Origin of the sequence: Spirillospora sp. CA-108201, assembly GCF_050936235.1 — a bacterium.
Taxonomy (GTDB): Bacteria; Actinomycetota; Actinomycetes; order Streptosporangiales; family Streptosporangiaceae; genus Spirillospora.
The window spans coordinates 3,790,492-3,809,916 of record NZ_JBNJNE010000001.1 but is presented as its reverse complement, the minus strand read 5'-3'; the positions used below and the strand labels follow the sequence as shown (position 1 = coordinate 3,809,916).

18 protein-coding genes are annotated in these 19,425 nt (G+C 73.3%); 13 read left to right on the top strand and 5 right to left on the bottom strand.

What is annotated here, in order from left to right:
* Nucleotides 1–5 precede the first annotated feature (5 nt).
* From ACQEU6_RS18510 to ACQEU6_RS18475, 8 genes are all read left to right on the top strand, one after another.
* Nucleotides 6–884 carry an FAD binding domain-containing protein gene (locus tag ACQEU6_RS18510; protein WP_499333533.1) on the top strand — a complete coding sequence of 293 codons (879 nt, stop codon included), beginning with the start codon at nt 6–8 and terminating at the stop codon, nt 882–884.
* Nucleotides 884–1,369, top strand: a complete 486-nt coding sequence (locus ACQEU6_RS18505; protein WP_499340247.1) for a (2Fe-2S)-binding protein — start codon at nt 884–886, stop codon at nt 1,367–1,369. Before ACQEU6_RS18510 ends, ACQEU6_RS18505 begins: the two co-directional genes overlap by 1 nt.
* Nucleotides 1,366–2,724, top strand: coding sequence for an 8-oxoguanine deaminase (locus ACQEU6_RS18500; RefSeq protein ID WP_499333531.1), 1,359 nt, complete (start codon nt 1,366–1,368; stop codon nt 2,722–2,724). Before ACQEU6_RS18505 ends, ACQEU6_RS18500 begins: the two co-directional genes overlap by 4 nt.
* Nucleotides 2,725–5,034 (top strand): xanthine dehydrogenase subunit D, encoded by a 2,310-nt coding sequence (gene pucD / locus ACQEU6_RS18495; protein WP_499333529.1) that lies wholly within the window; start codon nt 2,725–2,727, stop codon nt 5,032–5,034. It begins immediately after the preceding gene.
* Entirely contained in the window at nt 5,031–6,329 is a 1,299-nt protein-coding gene (gene allB / locus ACQEU6_RS18490) for an allantoinase AllB (RefSeq protein ID WP_499333527.1), read from the top strand. The genes pucD and allB overlap by 4 nt, the downstream gene beginning before the upstream one ends.
* The gene (gene alc / locus ACQEU6_RS18485; protein WP_499333526.1) at nt 6,326–7,324 is read left to right on the top strand and encodes an allantoicase; all 999 of its coding nucleotides are present in this window, start codon (nt 6,326–6,328) and stop codon (nt 7,322–7,324) included. Before allB ends, alc begins: the two co-directional genes overlap by 4 nt.
* 79 nt (nt 7,325–7,403) lie before the next feature.
* Nucleotides 7,404–7,889, top strand: a complete 486-nt coding sequence (locus ACQEU6_RS18480) for a hypothetical protein (protein WP_499333525.1) — start codon at nt 7,404–7,406, stop codon at nt 7,887–7,889.
* Nucleotides 7,890–7,915: 26 nt separating this feature from the next.
* On the top strand, nt 7,916–8,176 hold the full coding sequence (locus tag ACQEU6_RS18475; protein ID WP_499333523.1) for a hypothetical protein: 261 nt from the start codon (nt 7,916–7,918) through the stop codon (nt 8,174–8,176).
* Nucleotides 8,177–8,233: 57 nt separating this feature from the next.
* On the opposite strand, the gene ACQEU6_RS18470 is transcribed toward ACQEU6_RS18475, so the two are convergent.
* Both ACQEU6_RS18470 and ACQEU6_RS18465 read right to left on the bottom strand, forming a co-directional pair.
* The gene (locus ACQEU6_RS18470) at nt 8,234–8,467 is read right to left on the bottom strand and encodes a DUF397 domain-containing protein (RefSeq protein ID WP_089314270.1); all 234 of its coding nucleotides are present in this window, start codon (nt 8,465–8,467) and stop codon (nt 8,234–8,236) included.
* 104 nt (nt 8,468–8,571) lie between these two features.
* A complete protein-coding gene (locus ACQEU6_RS18465; protein ID WP_499333518.1) occupies nt 8,572–9,192 on the bottom strand; it encodes a TetR family transcriptional regulator in 621 nt (206 codons plus the stop codon).
* A gap of 238 nt (nt 9,193–9,430) precedes the next feature.
* Here ACQEU6_RS18465 and ACQEU6_RS18460 point away from each other — a divergent pair, with 238 nt between their 5' ends.
* The 3 genes from ACQEU6_RS18460 to ACQEU6_RS18450 are packed head-to-tail and all read left to right on the top strand — an operon-like array spanning nt 9,431 to nt 13,330.
* The gene (locus tag ACQEU6_RS18460) at nt 9,431–11,050 is read left to right on the top strand and encodes an AMP-binding protein (RefSeq protein WP_499333516.1); all 1,620 of its coding nucleotides are present in this window, start codon (nt 9,431–9,433) and stop codon (nt 11,048–11,050) included.
* Nucleotides 11,051–12,157 carry an acyl-CoA dehydrogenase family protein gene (locus ACQEU6_RS18455; RefSeq protein ID WP_499333514.1) on the top strand — a complete coding sequence of 369 codons (1,107 nt, stop codon included), beginning with the start codon at nt 11,051–11,053 and terminating at the stop codon, nt 12,155–12,157.
* The gene (locus ACQEU6_RS18450; protein ID WP_499333512.1) at nt 12,158–13,330 is read left to right on the top strand and encodes an acyl-CoA dehydrogenase family protein; all 1,173 of its coding nucleotides are present in this window, start codon (nt 12,158–12,160) and stop codon (nt 13,328–13,330) included.
* Nucleotides 13,331–13,351: 21 nt separating this feature from the next.
* Here the strand turns inward: ACQEU6_RS18450 and gad are convergent, their stop codons facing one another.
* Both gad and ACQEU6_RS18440 read right to left on the bottom strand, forming a co-directional pair.
* Nucleotides 13,352–14,761: a glutamate decarboxylase gene (gene gad / locus ACQEU6_RS18445; protein WP_499333510.1), complete on the bottom strand. Its 1,410-nt coding sequence runs from the start codon at nt 14,759–14,761 to the stop codon at nt 13,352–13,354.
* A gap of 101 nt (nt 14,762–14,862) precedes the next feature.
* A complete protein-coding gene (locus ACQEU6_RS18440) occupies nt 14,863–15,534 on the bottom strand; it encodes a TetR family transcriptional regulator (protein ID WP_499333508.1) in 672 nt (223 codons plus the stop codon).
* Nucleotides 15,535–15,671: 137 nt separating this feature from the next.
* Between ACQEU6_RS18440 and ACQEU6_RS18435 the strand changes: the two genes are divergently transcribed.
* Nucleotides 15,672–17,294 (top strand): MFS transporter, encoded by a 1,623-nt coding sequence (locus ACQEU6_RS18435; protein ID WP_499333506.1) that lies wholly within the window; start codon nt 15,672–15,674, stop codon nt 17,292–17,294.
* Between the two features lie 24 nt (nt 17,295–17,318).
* A complete protein-coding gene (locus tag ACQEU6_RS18430) occupies nt 17,319–17,996 on the top strand; it encodes a rhomboid-like protein (RefSeq protein WP_499333504.1) in 678 nt (225 codons plus the stop codon).
* 6 nt (nt 17,997–18,002) lie between these two features.
* Here the strand turns inward: ACQEU6_RS18430 and ACQEU6_RS18425 are convergent, their stop codons facing one another.
* The gene (locus ACQEU6_RS18425; RefSeq protein ID WP_499333502.1) at nt 18,003–19,244 is read right to left on the bottom strand and encodes an RNA polymerase sigma factor; all 1,242 of its coding nucleotides are present in this window, start codon (nt 19,242–19,244) and stop codon (nt 18,003–18,005) included.
* Nucleotides 19,245–19,425 lie beyond the last annotated feature (181 nt).

Below are 19,425 nucleotides of genomic sequence, written 5' to 3'. Positions count from 1 at the left end.
GAGATATGGACTTCTTGCGACCGCTGACCTGGGAGGACGCGCTGGCCGCCCGGGCCGCGCGGCCGGGTGCGCTGCCCGTCCAGGGCGGTACCGACGTCATGGTCGAGATCAACTTCGACGCGCGGCGGCCCGAGGCGCTGCTCGACCTGACCCGGATCCGCGCCCTCACCGAATGGGACACGGCGGACGACCGGCTCCGCGTCGGCGCCGGCGTCCCCTACGCGCGGCTGATCGGCGAGCTGGGCGGGCTGCTGCCCGGCCTCGCCCAGGCGTCCCGCACGGTCGGGTCGCCGCAGATCCGCAACCGCGGCACGGTCGGCGGCAACCTCGGCGCCGCGTCGCCCGCCGGGGACGGCCATCCGCCGCTGCTGGCCGGGGACGCGGTGGTGGAGGCCGAGTCGGCCGAGCGCGGCGTCCGGATGATCCCGGTCGCGGAGTTCTTCACCGGCGTGAAGCGCAACGCGCTCGCGCCCGACGAGCTGATCCGCGCGTTCTGGGCGCCGCCCGCGCCCGGCCCGCAGTACTTCTCCAAGATCGGCACCCGGAACGCGATGGTGATCGCGGTCTGCTCGTTCGCCGTCGCGCTGCACCCGGGCGAGCGCCGCGTCGGAACCGGCCTCGGCTCGGCCGCCCCGACCCCGCGCCGCGCGACCGAGGCCGAGGCGTTCATCTCCGGCGAGCTCGACTGGGACGGGCGCCGACCCCTCACCGAGCCGGCCGCGCGGCGCTTCGGCGAACTGGTGCGCGACGCGGCCTCGCCGATCGACGACGTCCGCGGGACGGGCGGCTACCGCAGGCACGCCCTGGCGGTGCTGGCGCGCCGCACCCTCTCCTGGGCCTGGGACGACTACCGCAGGACGACCGTGGGAAAGGCGGCCTCGTGATGCGCGTGAACCTGACCGTCAACGGGGCCGAGGAGGCCGTGGACGACGTGTGGGAGGGCGAGAGCCTGCTCTACATGCTCCGCGAGCGGATGGGCCTGCCCGGTTCCAAGAACGCCTGCGAGCAGGGCGAATGCGGCTCGTGCACCGTCTACCTGGACGGCGTTCCCGTGTGCGCCTGCCTGGTCGCGGCGGGCCAGGCGCAGGACCGCGAGGTCGTCACCGTGGAGGGCCTGGCGCAGGGGCCGCCGGGCGAGGAGCGGCTCGACCCCGTCCAGGAGGCGTTCCTGGAGACGGGCGCGGTCCAGTGCGGGTTCTGCACGCCCGGCCTGATCGTCCAGACGCACGACCTGATCGAGCGGAACCCGGCGCCGTCCGACGCCGAGATCCGCGAGGCGCTGGCCGGGAACCTGTGCCGCTGCACCGGCTACGAGAAGATCCTCGACGCGGTGCGCCTCGCCGCCGAGCGCAGGGCGGCCGCCGGATGAGGCGCGTCGTCATCGAGAACGCCCACATCGCCACCGTCTCCGGTGACGAGCACCCCGGCGGCCACATCGTGGTCGAGGGCGACCGGATCGCGGCGGTCGGGCCCGGCCCCGCGCCGGAGGCGGAGGCCGGGACCGAGCGGATCGACGGCACGGGATGCCTCGCCACCCCCGGCCTGGTCAACTCCCACCACCACCTCTACCAGTGGGCCAGCCAGGGCATGGCCGTCGACGGCACCCTGTTCGAATGGCTGACCACCCTCTACGAGCCGTGGTCGAAGATGGACGCCGAGGTCGTCGCCGGCGCCGCCACCGCCGGGCTCGGATGGCTCGCCAAGTCGGGCTGCACGACGTCCACCGACCACCACTACCTGTTCCCCAAGGGGCGCGGCGACCTGTTCGCCGCCGAGATCGAGGCCGCCCGGGAGATCGGCGTCCGGTTCCACCCGTGCCGGGGATCGATGGACCGGGGCGAGTCGCAGGGCGGGCTGCCGCCGGACGAGGTCGTCGAGGACATCGACACGATCCTCGCCGAGACCGAGGCCGCGATCGACCGGTACCACGACCCCTCGCCCGGCTCCCTGCTGCGCGTCGCCGTCGCGCCCTGCTCGCCGTTCTCCGTCAGCCGGGACCTGCTGGTCGAGTCGGCCCGGCTCGCGCGCGGCAAGGGCGTGCGCCTGCACACCCACCTCGCCGAGACGCTCGACGAGGAGGAGCACACGCGCGAGCAGTTCGGCATGACGCCCGCCGAGTACATGGACTCGATCGGCTGGCTGGGCCCCGACGTGTGGCTCGCGCACTGCGTCCACCTGCACGACACCGACGTCAAGCGGCTCGCCGAGACCCGCACCGGCACCGCCCACTGCCCGAGCTCCAACGCCCGCCTCGGCGCCGGGATCGCCCGCGTGTCGCACCTGCTGGGGGCGGGCGCGGCCGTCGGGCTCGGCGTGGACGGCGCGGCGTCGGCCGAACTCGTCCCGCTGGCCGGGGAGCTGCGGCAGGCGATCTACATGCAGCGCGCCCGGTACGGGCCGACCGCGCTGAACGCCCGGCAGGCCCTGGAGATGGCGACGCTCGGCGGCGCCCGCTGCCTCGGCCGCGAGGACGAGATCGGCGCCCTCGCTCCGGGCCGCCTCGCCGACATCGCGCTGTGGCGGATCGACGGGTTCCGGGCGGCGGTCGACGACCCGGTCGTCGCGCTGGCGTTCGGGCCGACGCCGCCGCTGGAGCGCCTGCTCGTCGGCGGGCGCACCGTCGTGGACGGCGACACGCTCGTCACCGTCCCGCAGGACGAGGCCGGGCGGCGCGGCGCGGACGCGCACCGCCGCCTGATGCGCCTCGCCGAGGAGGTGCTCTGAATGACGTCCCCGGCCGAGAGCCCGCCGCACGCCGCCGCCCCGGCGATCGGCGGGGTCGGCGAGAGCCCGCTGCGCCCCGACGGAACGCTCAAGGTCGCCGGAGAGTTCGCCTTCGCCTCCGACCTGTGGCTGGAGGGCATGCTGTGGGGCGCGACGCTCCGCAGCCCCCACCCCCGGGCGCTGATCCGGTCGCTCGACGTCGGGCCCGCCCTCGCGGTGCCCGGCGTCCGCGCCGTCCTCACCCACGAGGACGTGCCCGGCCGCAAGGTGTTCGGCATCGACCGCACCGACGACCAGCCCGTCCTCGCCGTCGACCAGGTCCGGCACCAGGGCGAGCCGGTCGCGCTCGTCGCCGCCGACCACCCGGAGACGGCCCGGCGCGCGATGGGCCGGATCGCCGTCGAGTACGAGGTGCTGGAGCCCGTCACCGACCCGCGCGCGGTGATCGCCGACCCGGAGGGCCTGAAGGTCCAGGACCGCGGCGGCATCACCCGGCACCAGCCGGTCCGGGTCGGGGACGTGGACGCCGCCAGGTCCGCGGCGGAGGTCGTGGTGTCCGGCGAGTACGAGGTCGGCATCCAGGACCAGGCGTTCCTCGGTCCGGAGGCGGGCCTGGCGATCCCGTCCGAGGACGGCGGCGTCGACCTGCACGTCTCCACGCAGTGGATCCACAACGACCTCAAGCAGATCGCGCCCTGCCTCGCGCTGCGCGAGGACCAGATCCACATGACGCTCGCCGGCGTCGGCGGCGCCTTCGGCGGACGCGAGGACCTGTCGATGCAGATCCACGCCGCGATGCTGGCACTGCACACCGGCAGGCCCGTGAAGATGTCGTACAACCGGTACGAGTCGTTCTTCGGGCACGTCCACCGGCACCCCGCGCAGATGCGGTACGAGTACGGCGCCACGCGCGACGGGCGCCTCCTCTACGCCGACGTCGAGATCGTCCTGGACGGCGGCGCGTACACCTCGTCCACGATGAACGTCGTCGGGAACGCCGCCTCGCTGGGCGTCGGCCCCTACGAGATCCCCAACATCCGGATCGACGCGTACGGCGTCTACACCAACAACCCGCCGTGCGGCGCGATGCGCGGGTTCGGCGCCGTCCAGGCGTGCTTCGCCTACGAGTCGATGATGGACAGACTCGGCGCCGCCTGCGGCCTCGACCCGGTCGAGATCCGCCGCCGCAACGCCGTCACCCAGGGGTCGAGGCTGGCGACCGGGCAGGTCATCGAGTCGCCCGCGCCGCTCGCGGAGATGCTCACCCGGCTGGAGGCCGTGCCGATGCCTCCGGACCCCGGCCGCCGCGACCTGCGCGACCTGCCGGGCGGCGTCTCCCAGACGACCCACGGCGAGGGCGTCGCGCGGGGCGTCGGCTACGGCGTCGGGATCAAGAACATCTGCTTCTCCGAGGGCTTCGACGACCTGTCCACGGCCCGCGTCCGGCTGGAGGTCATCGGCGGGGAGGCCACCGCCCTCGTGCACACCGCCGCCGCCGAGGTCGGGCAGGGCCTCGTCACGGTCAAGGCGCAGATCGCGCGGACCGAGCTCGGCGTCCAGAAGGTCACGATCGCCCCGGCCGACAACCGGGTCGGCGACGCCGGGTCCTCCAGCGCGTCCCGCCAGTCGTACATGACGGGCGGCGCGGTCAGGGCGGCCTGCGAGGCGGTCCGCGCCGAACTCCTCGCGCGCGCCGCCCGCCGCTTCGGCCGCGGCGACCTGGCCGTCGCCGGCGGCAAGATCATGTCGCTGGCCGGCGGCGCGCTCGGCACGATCGAGGACGTCCTCGGCGACACCGCCATCGAGGAGACCCGCGAGTACCACCACCGGCCCACCACCGCCCTGGACCCGGTCACCGGGCAGGGCCGCAGCCACACCCAGCTCGCGCTCTGCGTGCACCGCGCCGTCGTCGACGTGGACGTGGACCTCGGCCTCGTCAAGGTCGTCGAGCTCGCCGCCGTCCAGGACGTCGGGAAGATCCTCAACCGGACGGCGCTGGAGGGGCAGATCCACGGCGGCACCGCGCAGGGCCTCGGCCTGGCGCTGATGGAGGAGATCGTCGTGACCGGCGGCCTCGTCCGCAACCCGTCCTTCACCGACTACCTGATCCCCACCATCCTCGACATGCCGCCGATGCGGCTCGACATCCTGGAGAACCCCGACCCGGAGGCGCCGTACGGGCTGCGCGGGGCGGGGGAGCCGCCCACGCTGTCGTCCACGCCCGCGGTCGTCGCCGCGATCCGGGACGCGACGGGCCGGGCGCTGGCGCGGGTCCCCGTCCGGCCGGAGCACATCGTGGCCGGCCCATGACCGGGGACGACCTCGTCATCCGTTCCCGCCGGACCGTCCTGCCGGAAGGAGAGCGACCGGCGGCCGTCTCCATCCGCTCCGGCCGCATCGCCGCGATCTCGCCCTACGACACCCCCGCCTCGGTGGACCTCGGCGACGTCGCGCTGCTCCCCGGGCTCGTCGACACCCACGTCCACATCAACGAGCCGGGCCGCACCGAGTGGGAGGGCTTCGCCACCGCGACCCGCGCCGCGGCGGCGGGCGGCGTGACCACGCTCGTCGACATGCCGCTCAACTCGCTGCCCCCGACCGTCGCCCCGGCCGCGCTCGCGGTCAAACGCGCCGCCGCCGAGGGCGCCTGCGCCGTGGACGTCGGCTTCTGGGGCGGCGCGATCCCCGGCAACGCGCCCTCGCTCCGCCCGCTGCACGACCTCGGCGTCTTCGGATTCAAGTGCTTCACCTCCGACTCGGGCGTCCCGGAGTTCCCGCCCCTCGCGCCCGCCGGGATGAAGGCGGCCTTCCGCGAGATCGCCGCCTTCGGCGGCCTGGTCATCGTGCACGCCGAGGACCCGGCGGCGCTGTCTCCGCCGTCGGGCGGCGACTACGCCGCCTTCCTCGCCTCGCGCCCGCCGTCCGCCGAGCGCCGGGCCGTCGAACAGGTCGTCCGGCTGGCGGAGGAGACCGGCGCGCGCGCCCACATCCTGCACCTCTCGGCGGCCGGCTGCCTGGACGTCCTCGCGAAGGCGCAGGCCGACGGCCTGCCGGTCACCGCCGAGACCTGCCCGCACTACCTGACCCTCCGCGACGGCGACGCCGGGACCGCCGCGTTCAAGTGCTGCCCGCCCATCCGCGACGCAGCCAACCGCGACCGCCTCTGGCAGGGGCTCGCCTCCGGCGTGATCTCCTGCGTCGTCACCGACCATTCACCCTGCACGCCCGACCTGAAACGCGGCGACTTCGCCACCGCGTGGGGCGGCGTCTCGTCCCTGCAACTCGGCCTGCCCGCCGTCTGGACGGCCGCCCGCGCCCGCGGCCACGACCTGGCCGCGGTCGTCCGCTGGATGTCCGAGGCCCCCGCCGCCCTCGCCGCCGTCCCCGGCAAGGGCGCCATCGCCCCCGGAAACGACGCCGACCTGGTCGCCTTCGCCCCCGACGAGACCTTCACCGTCGACCCCGCGTCCCTCCACCACCGCCACCCCGTCACCCCCTACGAAGGCAGAACGCTGGCGGGCGTCGTGAAGACCACCTGGCTGCGCGGCGCACCCGTCGGCGACGCCCCCACCGGACGCCTGCTCACCCGCTCGGAGGCACGATGACCGACTTCACCTCCCTGCCGGACCTGGCCGTCCGCACGCTGGGCGGCGCGGTCATCGCCGCCAGCGACGAGTCCTTCGCCGAGAAGGAGAACCTGCTCAACCCCTGGAAACCGGCCTTCCACCCGGAGACCTTCGGCCCGAAGGGCCAGCTCTACGACGGCTGGGAGACCGCCCGCCGCCGCACCCCCGGCCACGACTGGGCCCTGATCCGCCTGGGCCTCCCGGGCCGGATCCACGGCATCGTCATCGACACGGCCTGGTTCAGGGGCAACTACCCCCCGCACGCCTCGGTGGAGGCGTGCTTCGCCGACGGCTATCCGGCTCCCGCCGAACTCGAAGCCGCCGACTGGCTGGAAATCGTCCCGAGAACGCCTCTCAAGGGCGACACCGCACACGCTCTTCCGACCACCGAATCAGAACGCGTCTTCACCCATGTGCGCCTCCGCATGCTCCCGGACGGCGGCATCGCGCGCCTCCGCGTCCACGGCAGGGTCGTCCCCGACCCCGCGCACCTGACGGGCCTGACGGTGGACCTGGCCGCCCTGGAGAACGGCGCCCACGTCCTCGACTGCTCCGACCGCTTCTACTCGTCCCCCGACAACATGCTGTTCCCCGGCCTGGCCCGCACCCAGGCCGAAGGCTGGGAGACAGCCCGCCGCCGCGACGACGGCAACGACTGGGCCGACATAGCCCTGGCCGCCCCCGGCACCATCGAACTGGCCGAGCTCGACACCTCGAACCTCAAATTCAACGCCCCCGCAGAAGCCCGGTTGACGGCCACCACGACCGAAGGCGACCGCACCGTCATCCTCCAGCGCACCCGCCTGCAACCCGACACCCGCCACCGCTTCCGCCTGAAGACCCCGGAGGTTGCAAAGGTCCGCCTGGACATCTACCCCGACGGGGGCCTGGCCCGCCTACGCCTCTGGGGTTCCCTGAATCCCAAAGTCGAACAAGCCCTAACAACTCAATGGAACACCCACACTCGCCAATAGCAGACTGTGATGCACGTCACACGAACATTCATTGGATAGTCACGACATCTAACAGTGATGGTCAAGTAACTTCCTGTGCATGGTCACCGCCAAACATGAAGGGCCCATAAAGATCATCCGGGACAACCCGGAAGTCGTGGCCCAATTCACGCCCGAGATGGCCATCATGGGCACCCTGGCCAACGTCGTCCCTCCCGGGCAGGAGGCAATAGAGATCACCCACGCCGCCCTGGTCGCCATCGAGAACGCGGGTCACGAGAACGCCGACCTCTACACTGACCTTGTGCTCAACGCGCTGCCGACGGCTGCGCGTCGCATCCTGGAGGAACTTGTGAATGCTGACATCGCCGACTACGAGTTCAAGAGCGACCTGTTCTTGCGCTCCCAGGCAAGGGGCGAGGTCATGGGCGAGGCGAAGTCGGTGCTGAAGGTTCTCGACGCGCGGGGGCTGTCGGTGTCGGACGAGATGCGCGAGCGGATCCTGGCGTGCACTGACCAGGAGCAACTGGATCAGTGGCTGGTCCGTGCCGCCACGGCCGAGCGCGCCGACCACCTGTTCGACTGAGCCGCGAGCACTCACAGGAGAAGCCTGTGGCTATCAGTGAGGCTGACTGGGCGCTGGCCTGTTCGAAGTACAAGAGCGATCTGTTCCGGCGCAGGTACGCCGAAGGCAGGGCCGAAAGTGAGGCCAGGGGTGTGGCGAAGTCGGTGCTGAAGGTTCTCGACGCGCGGGGGCTGTCGGTGTCGGACGAGATGCGCGAGCAGATCCTTGCCTGCACTGACCAGGTGCAACTGGATCAGTGGCTGTTCCGCGCCGTCAAGGCCGAGCGGGTCGACGAGGTGTTCGGCTGAGGCGTTCGCGCTTCGTCGGGTGAGGACGCCCCCGGGGGTGCCGGGGGCGTTTCCTGGTCACGGGGCCTCGGTGGGGTCTTCCAGGAGGTCGTCGAACTCGCCGTCCTTGACGCCGGCGATGAAGGCGTCCCACTCGGCCTCGGTGAAGTAGAGGATCGGCCCCTCGGGGTTCTTGGCGTCGCGCATGACGACGGCCCGCTCACCGAAGTCCTTGTGCTGGACGGGGACGTCCTTGCCATCGATGAACTCGATGATGACCCCGTCGCTGAGGATCGGTTCCTGTCCGGTCACTGGCACCCCTTCTTCGTCCTGGCTCCTGTCGGGTCCAAGGCTAATGGGCCGGGCATGGGCGGCACGCGGGAAAGCGGTGACTCTCCGTTCGCCTCCCGTGCCGCTCAGTCGATCAGGAGGCGGGAGGCGGTGATCTCCAGGCGGGCCTGGATCTCCTCGGCGGTGGCGTTGCCGCGCAGCATCTCGATCATCTCCATGGTCCAGATGCCGGACAGGGCGCGGGCGACGAGGCGGCGGGGGTCCTCGGCGGGGATGTCCTCGGGCGGGCCGGACGCGGCGCGCAGGAGCAGCTCGCTCATGCGGTCGCCGAAGTCGGTCTTGACGTCGGACAGGAGGAGGGAGCGGATCAGGGCCTCGGCCAGTTCCGGCTCGCGCATCAGGCCGCGGGTGGCGCGCATCAGCACCTCGACGGCGCGTTCCGGGGCGCCGCCGGCGCGGGGCGGGCGGCGCTCGATGCTGCCTTCGAGGAGGTCGAGCTCCTCGCTGACGACGGCGACGACCAGGTCCATCTTGGACGGGAAGTAGCGGTAGAGGGTGCCGAGGGCGACGCCCGCGCGCTCGGACACGGTGCGCATCTGCATCGCCTCGATCCCGCCGCGCGATGCGAGCGCCGCGGCAGCCTGGACGATACGCTTGCGCCGCTGGTGCTGGCTGCGGGAGCGCACGCCCTGGCCGCCCGGCTGACCCCGGGTCTCCTCTCCGGTCACTGTCGGCTCTGCGGTCACGGTCGCCTTCCCTTCTGTGCGGGCACGGTCGCCCGACGCGTCCCCCCCAGCGTACCGCTCTTGCGAGAACCTGTTATCTGATCAGTTCGCCGCGCTCGCGTATCCGGCTGCCCGCGCCCGTCCGGTTTCCCATGACACCCAGGCGAACCGGGTTTCGGGCGGGAGAGATCGGCCCTCTGGACACTTAGTAGAATCTGTTCTACTTTTTCGCCGTGGGACCGAGCGGGGAGGTGGGCCGGTGAGCGTCGCGGCGCTGCTGGAGGCGCGGGCGGACGACGACCGCCCGGGGCTGCGGTCCGCGGACGACGGCCGGGCCTGGACGTGGCGGGAGGTCGTGGCCGAGTGCGCGGCGCGCGCCGCGTGGATGCGCGGCGAGGCGCGTCCCGAACGGCCGGTCCACGTCGGCGTTCTTCTCGACAACCTTCCCGAGGTGGTGTTCCTCCTCGGGGGCGCGGCGCTGTCGGGGGCGGTGGTCGTGGCGCTGAACCCGACGCGGAGCGGCGCCGAGCTGGCGGGCGACGCCGAGCGCGCCGACTGCGATCTGGTGCTGACCCGGCCGCGGTACGCCGAGAAGGCCGCCGCGCTCGGGCTGCCGGTGGTGGACGTGGACGCCTTCGGCGCGATGGTCGCGCCCTTCGCGGGATCGCCGCTGCCGGGCGCCTCGGCGGTCGAGGCGGGCACGCTGCTGATGTTGATCTTCACCTCCGGGACGTCGGGGCGGCCGCGGGCCGTCCGCGTCACCCATCGGAAGGTGGTCGTGCCGGGCGAGATGCTCGCCGGGCGCATGCTGTCGCCGGAGGCGGTCGTCTACTGCCCGATGCCGCTGTTCCACTCGGGCGCGGTCATGGCGGCGTACGCGCCCGCGCTGGCCGCCGGGGCGGAACTGGTGCTGCGCGCCCGGTTCTCGGCGTCGGCCGTCCTGCCGGACGTGCGCGCCCACGGCTGCACCTACGTGCACTACGTCGGCAAGGCGCTCTCGTACGTGCTGGCCACCCCGGCGGCGGAGGACGATGCCGACAATCCGCTGCAGTTCGCCTTCGGAAACGAGGCGGCGCCGCTGGAGCAGAAGGCGTTCGGTGAGCGTTTCGGGTGTTTCGTCATTGACGGCTACGGCTCGACGGAGACCGCGATCTCGCTGGCGCCCGACCCGTTCGGCCCGCAGGGCGCGCTCGGGCGGCTGGCGGACGGCATCGCGATCCTCGACCCTGCGGGACGGCCGTGCCCGCACGGCGTGTTCGACGGGGCAGGGCGACTGGTGAACGGCGACGAGGCCGTGGGGGAGCTGGTCAACACCGGCGACCTCGGCCTGTTCGACGGGTACTACAAGGAGGACGCCCCCGACCGGCTCCGCGGCGGCATGTTCTGGAGCGGCGACCTCGCCTACGCCGACGCGGACGGCTACGTCTTCTTCGCCGGGCGCAGCGGCGACCGGCTCCGCGTGGACGGCGAGAACTTCGGCGCCGTCCAGGTGGAGCGCGTCCTGGCGGAGCTGCCCGGCGTCCGGCAGCTCGCCGTGTACGGGGTGCCGGACGCGGCGTCCGGCGACCAGGTGATGCTCGCCGTCGCCGCCGACGCGTTCGACCCGGGCGCGTTCGCCGCCTATCTGCGCGGGCGCGCCGACCTCGGACCGAAATGGGTCCCGCGGTACGTCCGGGTGGTGCGGGAGCTGCCCGCGACCGCCTCGAACAAGATCCTCAAGCGCCGGCTGGCCCGGGACGCCTGGCGCACCGGCGACCCGGTGTGGTGGCGGCCCGGCCGCGACCTCGACTACCGCCCGATGAGCGCGGCGGACGCGGCCGCGCTGCGGGCCGAGTTCGAGCGCAGCGGCCGGCTGCACCTGCTGGAAGGGAGCGGATGAGTGGACTTCAACCTCGACGAGACCCAGCAAGAGATCAAGGGGCTCGCGGCGGACGTGCTCGCGCGGGAGGCCGCGCGGGAGCGGCTGGAGGCGTTCGAGAAGAGCGGGGCGCCCTATGACGACGTGACGTGGAAGGCCCTCGCGCAGGCGGGGCTGCTCGGCCTCGTCCTGCCCGAGGACGCCGGCGGCGCCGGGCTGGGGCCGGTCGAGCTGGCGGTGGTCCTCCGGGAGGTCGGGGCCCGCACCGCGCCCGTCCCGGCGTACGCCTCGCTCGCGCTGGCGGCCGTCCCGATCGGGGCGCACGGGACGGCGGAGCAGCGCGCCCTGCTGGCCCCGCTCACCGAGGGCGCGACGATCCTGACGGGAGCCTGCCGCGAGGTCGGCCCGGTCGGCGAGGTCGCCGCGACGGCCCGCGCGGACGGCGGCGGCCACGTGCTGGACGGCGTGAAGACGTTCGTCCCGTACGCGCGGGAGGCGTCCCTGATCCTGGTTCCGGCGCGCGTCGAGGGCGGCGGCGTCGGGGTGTTCCTCGTGGAGCCCGCCGCCGTGACGATCACCGAGCAGCCGTCGGCGACGACCGAGCCGCTGTCGCGCGTCGTCCTGGACGGCGTCCGGGTCGGCGCGGACGCCCTGCTCGGCGGGGCCGCGGACGGCGCCGCCTGGGACACCCTGCGCCGCTCGGCCGTCGCGGGCGCGGTCGCCGTCGCGTCCGGCGTCATCGAGGGCGCGCTGGAGCTGACCAAGGAGTACACGAAGACGCGCGAGCAGTTCGGCCGGGCGCTCGCGCAGTTCCAGGCGGTCACGATGCAGATCGGGGACGTCTACATCGCCAAGCGCGCGCTGGACGTGGCCGTGTGGGCGGGCGTGTGGCGCCTCGCGCAGGGCGCGGACGACGCCGAGGAGGTCCTCGCCATCGCCGCCTACAACGCGTGCGACCCCGTGGTGAAGGCGCTCTACACCTGCCAGCACCTGCACGGCGGCATCGGCCTGGACATCACCTACCCGCTGCACCGGTACTTCGCCTGGGGCAGGCACTGCGGGCATCTGCTCGGCGGCGGCGAGGACCGTCTCGACGCGCTCGGCGCCCTCATCGCCCAGGAGGCCTGAATGTTCATCGACCTGACCGACGAGCAGAAGCGGCTGCGCGCCGAGTTGCGCGAGTACTTCGAGAACTGCCTGACGGCGGAGCAGCGCGCCGCCATCCGCGCCGACCCGTTCGGCCCGCCCTACCTGGAGCACTGCCGGCGCCTCGGCCGCGACGGGATGCTCGGCGTCGCGCTCCCGAAGGAGTACGGCGGCCGCGGCTACGGCCCGGTCGAGCAGACGATCTTCGCCACGGAGATCGCCCGCGCGGAGGTCACCTACCCGCTGATCACGTTGAACTCCGTGGCGCCGACGATCCTGCAGTACGGGTCGGACGCGCACAAGGAGCGGTTCATCCCGCGCATCCTCGCGGGCGAGTGCCACTTCGCGATCGGCTACAGCGAGCCGGGCGCCGGCACCGACCTCGCGGCCCTGCGCACCACCGCCGTCCGGGACGGCGACCACTACGTCGTCAACGGGCAGAAGATCTTCACCTCGGGCGCCCACCACGCCGACCACGTGTGGCTCGCGGCCCGCACCGACCCCGAGGCCAAGAAGCACAAGGGCATCTCGATGCTCATCGTGGACTGCGCGGACCCGGGCTTCTCCTGGACGCCGATCATCACGATGGACGGCGCGCACCACACGAACTCGACGTACTTCCAGGACGTCCGCGTCCCGGCCGACATGCTGATCGGCGAGGAGAACAAGGGCTGGGACCTCATCGTCAACCAGCTCAACCACGAGCGGGTCACGCTCGGCCCGGCCGGCAACATCGGGCACACCCACGTCCGGTTCGCGCGCTGGGCCCGCGCGACCCGTGGGCCGGACGGCCGCCCGCTCATCGAGGAGCCGGCCGTGCGCCGCGCGGTCGCGCGGGTCTACGCCTACCTGCGCGCCAACGAGCTCCTCAACTGGCAGGTCGCGGCGAACCAGGACCTCGGCTGGCTCGGCGCGGCCGACGCGTCCGCCACCAAGATCTACGCCTCGGAGCGGATGCAGGAGGTCGGCCGGATCGTCGGGGACGTGCTGGCCCGGTACGGCGACCCGGGCGACCCGGAGACGGCGGACTTCATGGCGTCCCAGGACCGGCTCGCCAAGGGCGCGCTGGTGCTGACCTTCGGCGGCGGCGTCAACGAGATCCAGCGCGAGCTGATCGCCATGATCGGCCTCGGGCTGCCCCGGGCGCCGCGCTGACGCCGCGCGGGGCCGGCCGGGTCAGACCTTCCTGGCGTGTACCTTCTTCGGCTCGGCGCCGTGGGCGAAGCCGCCGGCCTCCCGCGGGTCGCGGTGGCCGTGCTCGCGGGTGCGCAGCCGGGACGTGACGCGCTGGAGGTCGTCCATGAACAGCTCGGCGAGGTCGTGGCCCAGCCCGTTGCGCACCACGACGCGCAGGACGTCGAGGTCGGTGCGGTTCTCGGGGAAGCTGTAGGCGGGGACGAGCCACCCGCTCTCGCGCAGCGCGGCGGACACGTCGTAGACGGTGAAGCCGGCGTCGTCCCGGACCCGGAACGCGAACACCGGGAGCTCGTCGCCGCCGGTGAGCGTCTCGTACGGGCCGAGCCGGCCGATCTCGGAGGCGAGCCCGGTGGCGACGTCCCGGCACCCCTGCTGGACGCGGCGGTACCCGTCGAAGCCGAGCCGCAGGAAGTTGTAGTACTGGGCGACGACCTGCGCCCCGGGCCGGGAGAAGTTCAGCGCGAACGTCGGCATGTCCCCGCCGAGGTAGTTGACGTGGAAGACGAGGTCGTCCGGCAGCGCGGCCTCGTCCCGCCACAGCGCCCAGCCGACGCCCGGCATGACCAGCCCGTACTTGTGGCCGGAGGTGTTGATGGAGGCGACCCGGGGCAGCCGGAAGTCCCAGAGCAGGTCCGGGTCGAGGAACGGGGCGATCATCGCGCCGGACGCGCCGTCCACGTGGATCGGGACGTCGAGCCCGGTGCGCGACTGCAGGTCGTCGAGCCCCGCCGCGATGTCGGCCACGGGCTCGTAGCTCCCGTCGAAGGTGGAGCCGAGGACGGCGACGACGCCGATGGTGTTCTCGTCGCACAGCTCCACGGCCTCGCGCGCGCCGAGGTGGTAGCGGTCGCCCTCCATCGGCACGTAGCGGGGCTCGACCTCGAAGTAGTTCGCGAACTTCTCCCAGCAGATCTGCACGTTGACGCCCATGACGAGGTTGGGGCGGCCCGCGGGCTCGCCCGCGGCCCGCCGCCGATCCCGCCAGCGGCGCTTGAGCGCGAGCCCGCCGAGCATCGCGGCCTCGCTGGACCCGGTGGTGGAGCAGCCCACGGCGCGGCGCGGGTCGCCGGCGTTCCACAGCCGGGCGAGCATGTGCACGCAGCGCAGCTCCAGCTCGGCGGTGCGCGGGTACTCGTCCTTGTCGATCATGTTCTTCTCGGCGCACTCGGCCATCAGCAGCCGCGCCTCCGGCTCGGCCCACGTGGAGACGAACGTCGCCAGGTTCAGCCGCGCGTTGCCGTCCAGCATCAGCTCGTCGTGCACCACCTGGTAGGCGGTGGACGGCTCCATCTCCCCGGCGGGCAGCCGGTACCGGGGGACCGACAGGGGCTCCCGGGTGAAGATCGGGTTGACCTCCAGGTCACGGCCGTGCGGGTGCCTCGGAGCCATGTCGCCTCCTCGTCCGTGCGGGGACGGGGCGTCCCCCTGTCTCGCACGGCACGTACCCGCGCGCCGCCCGCGCACACACGGCGTGAGTGTGTCGTCGCAGGTCAGGCCGGCGGCGGCGCTGGGTGGTTCAGGCCGTTCTCCAGGATGGCGAAGGCCTGGTCGACGGTCTCCGACAGCGTGGCGAACGTCCCGCCGAGGCGGCGTGTGGCGTCGGAGGCGGCCTGGAAGGCGCAGGCGGTGGCGGCGGCGACGACGTGCGGGCGCAGATCCGTGGCGGGGTCCAGGCCCATCCGCTCGGCGATGACCTCGGTGAACAGCGCCTGCTTCTTCTGCGCGTGCTCCAGGCTGCCCGCCATGAGCGTCTGGCTGTCGCTCATCATCGTGAGCATGCACTCGAAGCGGCCGGGATCGAAGCCGAGCTCGCCGGCCTCGCAGGCGCGGGCGATCTCCACCACGGTGTGCCGCAGCGCGGTCATGATCGGCTCGTCCGGGGGGCGCTCGGCGAGCCTGCCCAGCACGGCGCGGGTCTGCTCTTCCTGGAAGGTGAGGGCGACGTCCTCTTTCGAGGCGAAGTAGCGGAAGAACGTGCGGGACGAGACGTCCACGGCGTCGGCGATCTCCTCGACGGTGGTGGCGTCGAACCCCTTCTCGGCGAAGAGGGTGAACGCGGCGTCGACGAGCGCCTCTCGGGTGCGCTGCTTCTTGCGTTCGCGCCTGCCCGGGGGCTGGGAACCGGGGCCGGACGTGCCGGTCTCGGGGGCGGTCGCGGTCATGCGCGCATTGTAATCGCCCGGCGATCGTCCGTCGACCCCGAGTTGTCGTGACGTGAAACATGTCGCATGCAAACCAAGGGCAGTTGACGACAACTGTCATGCCATGACAGTTTTGACGCCTGCCAAGCCGGAGGTCGATGATGACTCGTTCCCCTGGCGCCGGGACCCTCGAACCGGGCGCCGTCCCCATCCCCCCGCGCGACCAGGCGCGCGGTCGTCCCGCACGAGCGGGGCACGGGCATCCCTGGCTCACGCTCATCGCGGTGGCGCTGGGCGTGATGATGGTCGGGCTGGACGCGACCGTCGTGTCCATCGCCAACCCCGCGATCGCCAAGGACCTCGGCGCGAGCCTGTCCGGCCTCCAGTGGGTCACCAACGCCTACCTGCTGGCCCTGGCCGTCACGCTGATCCCGGCCGGCAAGATCGCCGACCGGTTCGGCCGCAAGCGCACCTTCCTCGCGGGCGTCGTCGGGTTCGCCGTGTCGTCGGTGCTGATCGGGCTCTCGGGCGGGCTCGGCATGGTGATCTTCTGGCGGGTCGTGCAGGGGTTCGCGGGGGCGCTCCTGCAGCCCGCGAGCCTCGCCCTGCTGCGCAACACGTTCCCGGCCGAGCGGCTCAACGCCGCGATCGGCATCTGGGGGTCCACGGTCGGCATCTCCATCGCCGGCGGACCGATCGTCGCCGGGCTGCTGGTGGAGAACGTCAGCTGGGAGTCGGTGTTCTTCCTGAACGCCCCGCTCGGGGTGGTCGCGCTGCTCGTGGGCCTGTGGGTGATCCGGGAGTCCCGGGACGAGGAGGCCGCCGGCTCGTTCGACCTGCCGGGCGTCGCGCTGCTCACCGGCGCGCTGTTCGCGCTGGTCTGGGGGCTCATCAAGGCCGGCGAGAACGGGTTCGGCGACGCCGTCCCGCTCGTGTCGTTCGCCGCGTCCGTCGTGCTGTTCGCCGCGTTCGTCTGGAACGAGCTGCGGGCGGAGAACCCGCTGCTGCCGCTCGGGCTGTTCCGGTCGGTGTCGCTGTCGGCGGCGACCGGCCTCATCGTGCTCGGCTTCTTCGGGATGTTCGGAACGATCTTCTTCATCACCCTGTACCTGCAGCAGGTGCACGGCATGAGCCCGGTGGACGCGGGCGTGCGGATGCTGCCGATGACCGGGGTGTTCATCGTCGCCTCCCCGGTGGCGGGCGCGCTGACCAGCCGGTTCGGGCCGCGGGTGCCGCTCGTCCTCGGGATGGCGTTCACCGCGACCGCGCTGTTCGGCCTGTCGCGCATCGGGGTGGACGCCCCGTACGTGCAGCTGTGGCCGTGGTTCGTGCTGGTCGGCCTGGCGTTCGGGATGGTCATCGTGGCCGGCACCGAGGCCATCGTCGGCAACGCGCCCGCCCACCTCGCGGGCGTCGCGGGCGGCCTCCAGCAGACCGCCGCGCAGGTCGGCGGGGTCCTCGGCACGTCGGTGCTGGGCGTGCTGCTGTCGACCAGGGTCGGGGACGTGCTGTTCGGGCGCCTCACCGGCGCGGGACTTCCCGGCGCGGCGGCGCACCGGCTCGAAGGGCAGGGCGGGCTCGTCTCGCAGGGGGTGGCGCCGGTGCCGCCCGGCACGCCGAAGCCGGCGGCCGACGCCATCACGACCGGGAGCCACCTCGCCTTCATGGACGGCTTCCAGACGTCCCTGACCGTGGCGGGCGCCGTCGCGCTCGTCGCGATCCTCGCCGCGCTCCTGGTGCGGCGCGGGACCTCTCCGGTCGAAGGCGCGGTCGCCGGGTAGGTCCCGGTCTAGGCTGCCGGTGTGATGGGTTTCGCGAGGCTTCGCCGGATCCTCAGGTCCTATCCGACGCCGCTGACGTTCCTCGGGCTGTTCGCGGCCATGTGGATGGTGCAGGTCCTGATCCTGCCTCCGGGGGCGCGGCAGGCGGTGATCGCCTGGGCCAGCACGAACCTGGCCAACCTCGCGGTCAACCCGGTCGGGACGATGGTCGCCTCGGCGTTCGTCGCCGAGGGGTCGCAGGGCGTGCTGCTCGTCGCGGCGGCGATCGGGCTGTTCCCCGTCACCCGGCGGTTCGGGAACCTGCGGGCCGTCGCCCTCATCGCGGCCTCGCACGTGCTCGGCACCCTCGTCAGCCAGGGGACCGCGCTCGTGCGGCTGGAGGCGGGCCTGCTCTCGGACTCCGTCCGCACCATCCCCGACGTCGGGCCGTCCTACGTGCTGTGCGCGGCGCTCGTCGCGGCGTTCCTGTACGGGCACGGGCGGGTCCGCCGCCTGGTCGCGCTGGCCTGGTGGTGCGCGCTCGTGCCCGTGCTGCTGGACGGCCTGCCCGCGCTGGAGATCGCCGCCGTCGGCCACCTGGTGGCCATGCTCACCGGCGCGGCCGCCGGGGGGCTGCTCCTGCTCCGCGAACGCCGGCGCGGGCCCGCACCGCTCGGCGCGGTGCCCGCCGGCCGTCCGGCCGCGGGGACCGCCGAGGCCTGAGCCCGGTCAGCCCTCGCCGCCCGGTTGCGGCGCCGGATTCGAGGTGGGGCTCGGGCTCGGGGTGCCCGGGTCCGTCGGCGGGTCGGACGGGGTGCCGGTCGGGGGCGGCGTCGTCGGATCGGCGGAGCCGTCGTCCGGCGGGGTCGCCGGGTCGGACGGCGTGTCCGGGGGCGTGCTCGGCGTCGTGTCGTCCGGGGGCGTGGACGGCTGCTCCGGCTTCGCGGGGGTGCCCGACGCCGGCGGCTTCGCGCGCGCGGGCGCCTTCGACGGCGGCGCGGAGGGCGGCGCGGGCGCCGCGCCGCCGCCGGCCTGCTGCGGCGGCGAGCCGTACGCGCCGGTCACCGGGTTCCGCGATGCGTCGCCGTCCGCGCGCTCGGAGCCGGTCAGGCCGGGCGCCGGGTCCTGCGGGACGCCGCGGCTCGACGTGGACGCCGGATGCGTCTGCCCCTTGCTCGCGGTCGGCGTGAGCGAGGCGGCGCCACCGCCCTTGGCCGCGGGCCAGGACACCAGCAGCCCGATGACGGCGGCGGCCGACGCGGCGACGCCCGCGACCGCGCCGAGGCCCCGTGAGGCGATGCCGCGGGCCCCGCGCCCGCGGCGCTCCGCCCGCGCCGGGCCGATGACCACGAGCGGGCTCGGCGAGATGACGCTCGGCAGCGGCCGGGCCGCCTCCTCCTCGCAGGCCGCGAGGACCTGGTCGCGCAGCCAGCCGGGCGCGTGCGCCGGGGCCCGGCCGGCGAGCAGCCGCGGCAGCCGCCCCTTCTCGAACGCGGAGATCAGGTCGAGCCGCGCCTCGGTGGCGCCGCGCATCAGGATGTCGAGGACGGCCCGCTCCAGCCGCGTCCGCGCCGCGTTGAGCAGCTGCATGACGGTGTCGGGCGCGAGGCCGAGGACGCGGGCGATGTCGTGCGGTTCGAGCCATTCGCCCGCCGACAGCAGCAGCACCTCGCGGTGGTCGGAGCGCAGGCTCCCGGCGGCGCGCAGCAGCGGGTCGGGGTCGGCGAACAGGGGGCCGCGCCCGCCGGCGCCGAGGCCCGGCTCGCGGGTGAACGCGCCGCGCTCGGCGCACGCCGTCCGGGAGAGGGAGTAGAGCCAGAGCACGCTGTCGCCGCGCGGCGGCTGGTGCACGGCCGCGCTGAAGGTGTCGCCGACGGCCGCCGCCGCGAGCTGGTCGCCGACGAGCGACCAGCAGTAGGCGTACAGGCGGTCGGCGTGCGCGTCGTAGAGCGAGCCCAGGTCTCCGCCCATGTGGGCCCCCCGTCTCCGTCCGGTTTCACTTCCGACAAATCGTGCATATCGCTGGCCAGGGGGACTCTAGCGGTTCAGATCAACCCATGAGAAGCCAGGGATCGGACACTACGTCGAATAGCACGGAAGGTAGCTGTGACCGCTGCGGACGGTGACGTTCACGGAGATTTACGAAACTTCT

Coding starts and splice junctions, on each gene's coding strand:
- ACQEU6_RS18430 (WP_499333504.1), top strand. CDS start 17,319: ATGGGTTTCGCGAGGCTTCGCCGGATCCTCAGGTCCTATCCGACGCCG.
- ACQEU6_RS18500 (WP_499333531.1), top strand. CDS start 1,366: ATGAGGCGCGTCGTCATCGAGAACGCCCACATCGCCACCGTCTCCGGT.
- ACQEU6_RS18440 (WP_499333508.1), bottom strand. CDS start 15,534: ATGACCGCGACCGCCCCCGAGACCGGCACGTCCGGCCCCGGTTCCCAG.
- ACQEU6_RS18510 (WP_499333533.1), top strand. CDS start 6: ATGGACTTCTTGCGACCGCTGACCTGGGAGGACGCGCTGGCCGCCCGG.
- ACQEU6_RS18480 (WP_499333525.1), top strand. CDS start 7,404: ATGGTCACCGCCAAACATGAAGGGCCCATAAAGATCATCCGGGACAAC.
- alc (WP_499333526.1), top strand. CDS start 6,326: ATGACCGACTTCACCTCCCTGCCGGACCTGGCCGTCCGCACGCTGGGC.
- ACQEU6_RS18435 (WP_499333506.1), top strand. CDS start 15,672: ATGATGACTCGTTCCCCTGGCGCCGGGACCCTCGAACCGGGCGCCGTC.
- pucD (WP_499333529.1), top strand. CDS start 2,725: ATGACGTCCCCGGCCGAGAGCCCGCCGCACGCCGCCGCCCCGGCGATC.
- gad (WP_499333510.1), bottom strand. CDS start 14,761: ATGGCTCCGAGGCACCCGCACGGCCGTGACCTGGAGGTCAACCCGATC.
- ACQEU6_RS18425 (WP_499333502.1), bottom strand. CDS start 19,244: ATGGGCGGAGACCTGGGCTCGCTCTACGACGCGCACGCCGACCGCCTG.
- ACQEU6_RS18505 (WP_499340247.1), top strand. CDS start 884: ATGCGCGTGAACCTGACCGTCAACGGGGCCGAGGAGGCCGTGGACGAC.
- allB (WP_499333527.1), top strand. CDS start 5,031: ATGACCGGGGACGACCTCGTCATCCGTTCCCGCCGGACCGTCCTGCCG.
- ACQEU6_RS18450 (WP_499333512.1), top strand. CDS start 12,158: ATGTTCATCGACCTGACCGACGAGCAGAAGCGGCTGCGCGCCGAGTTG.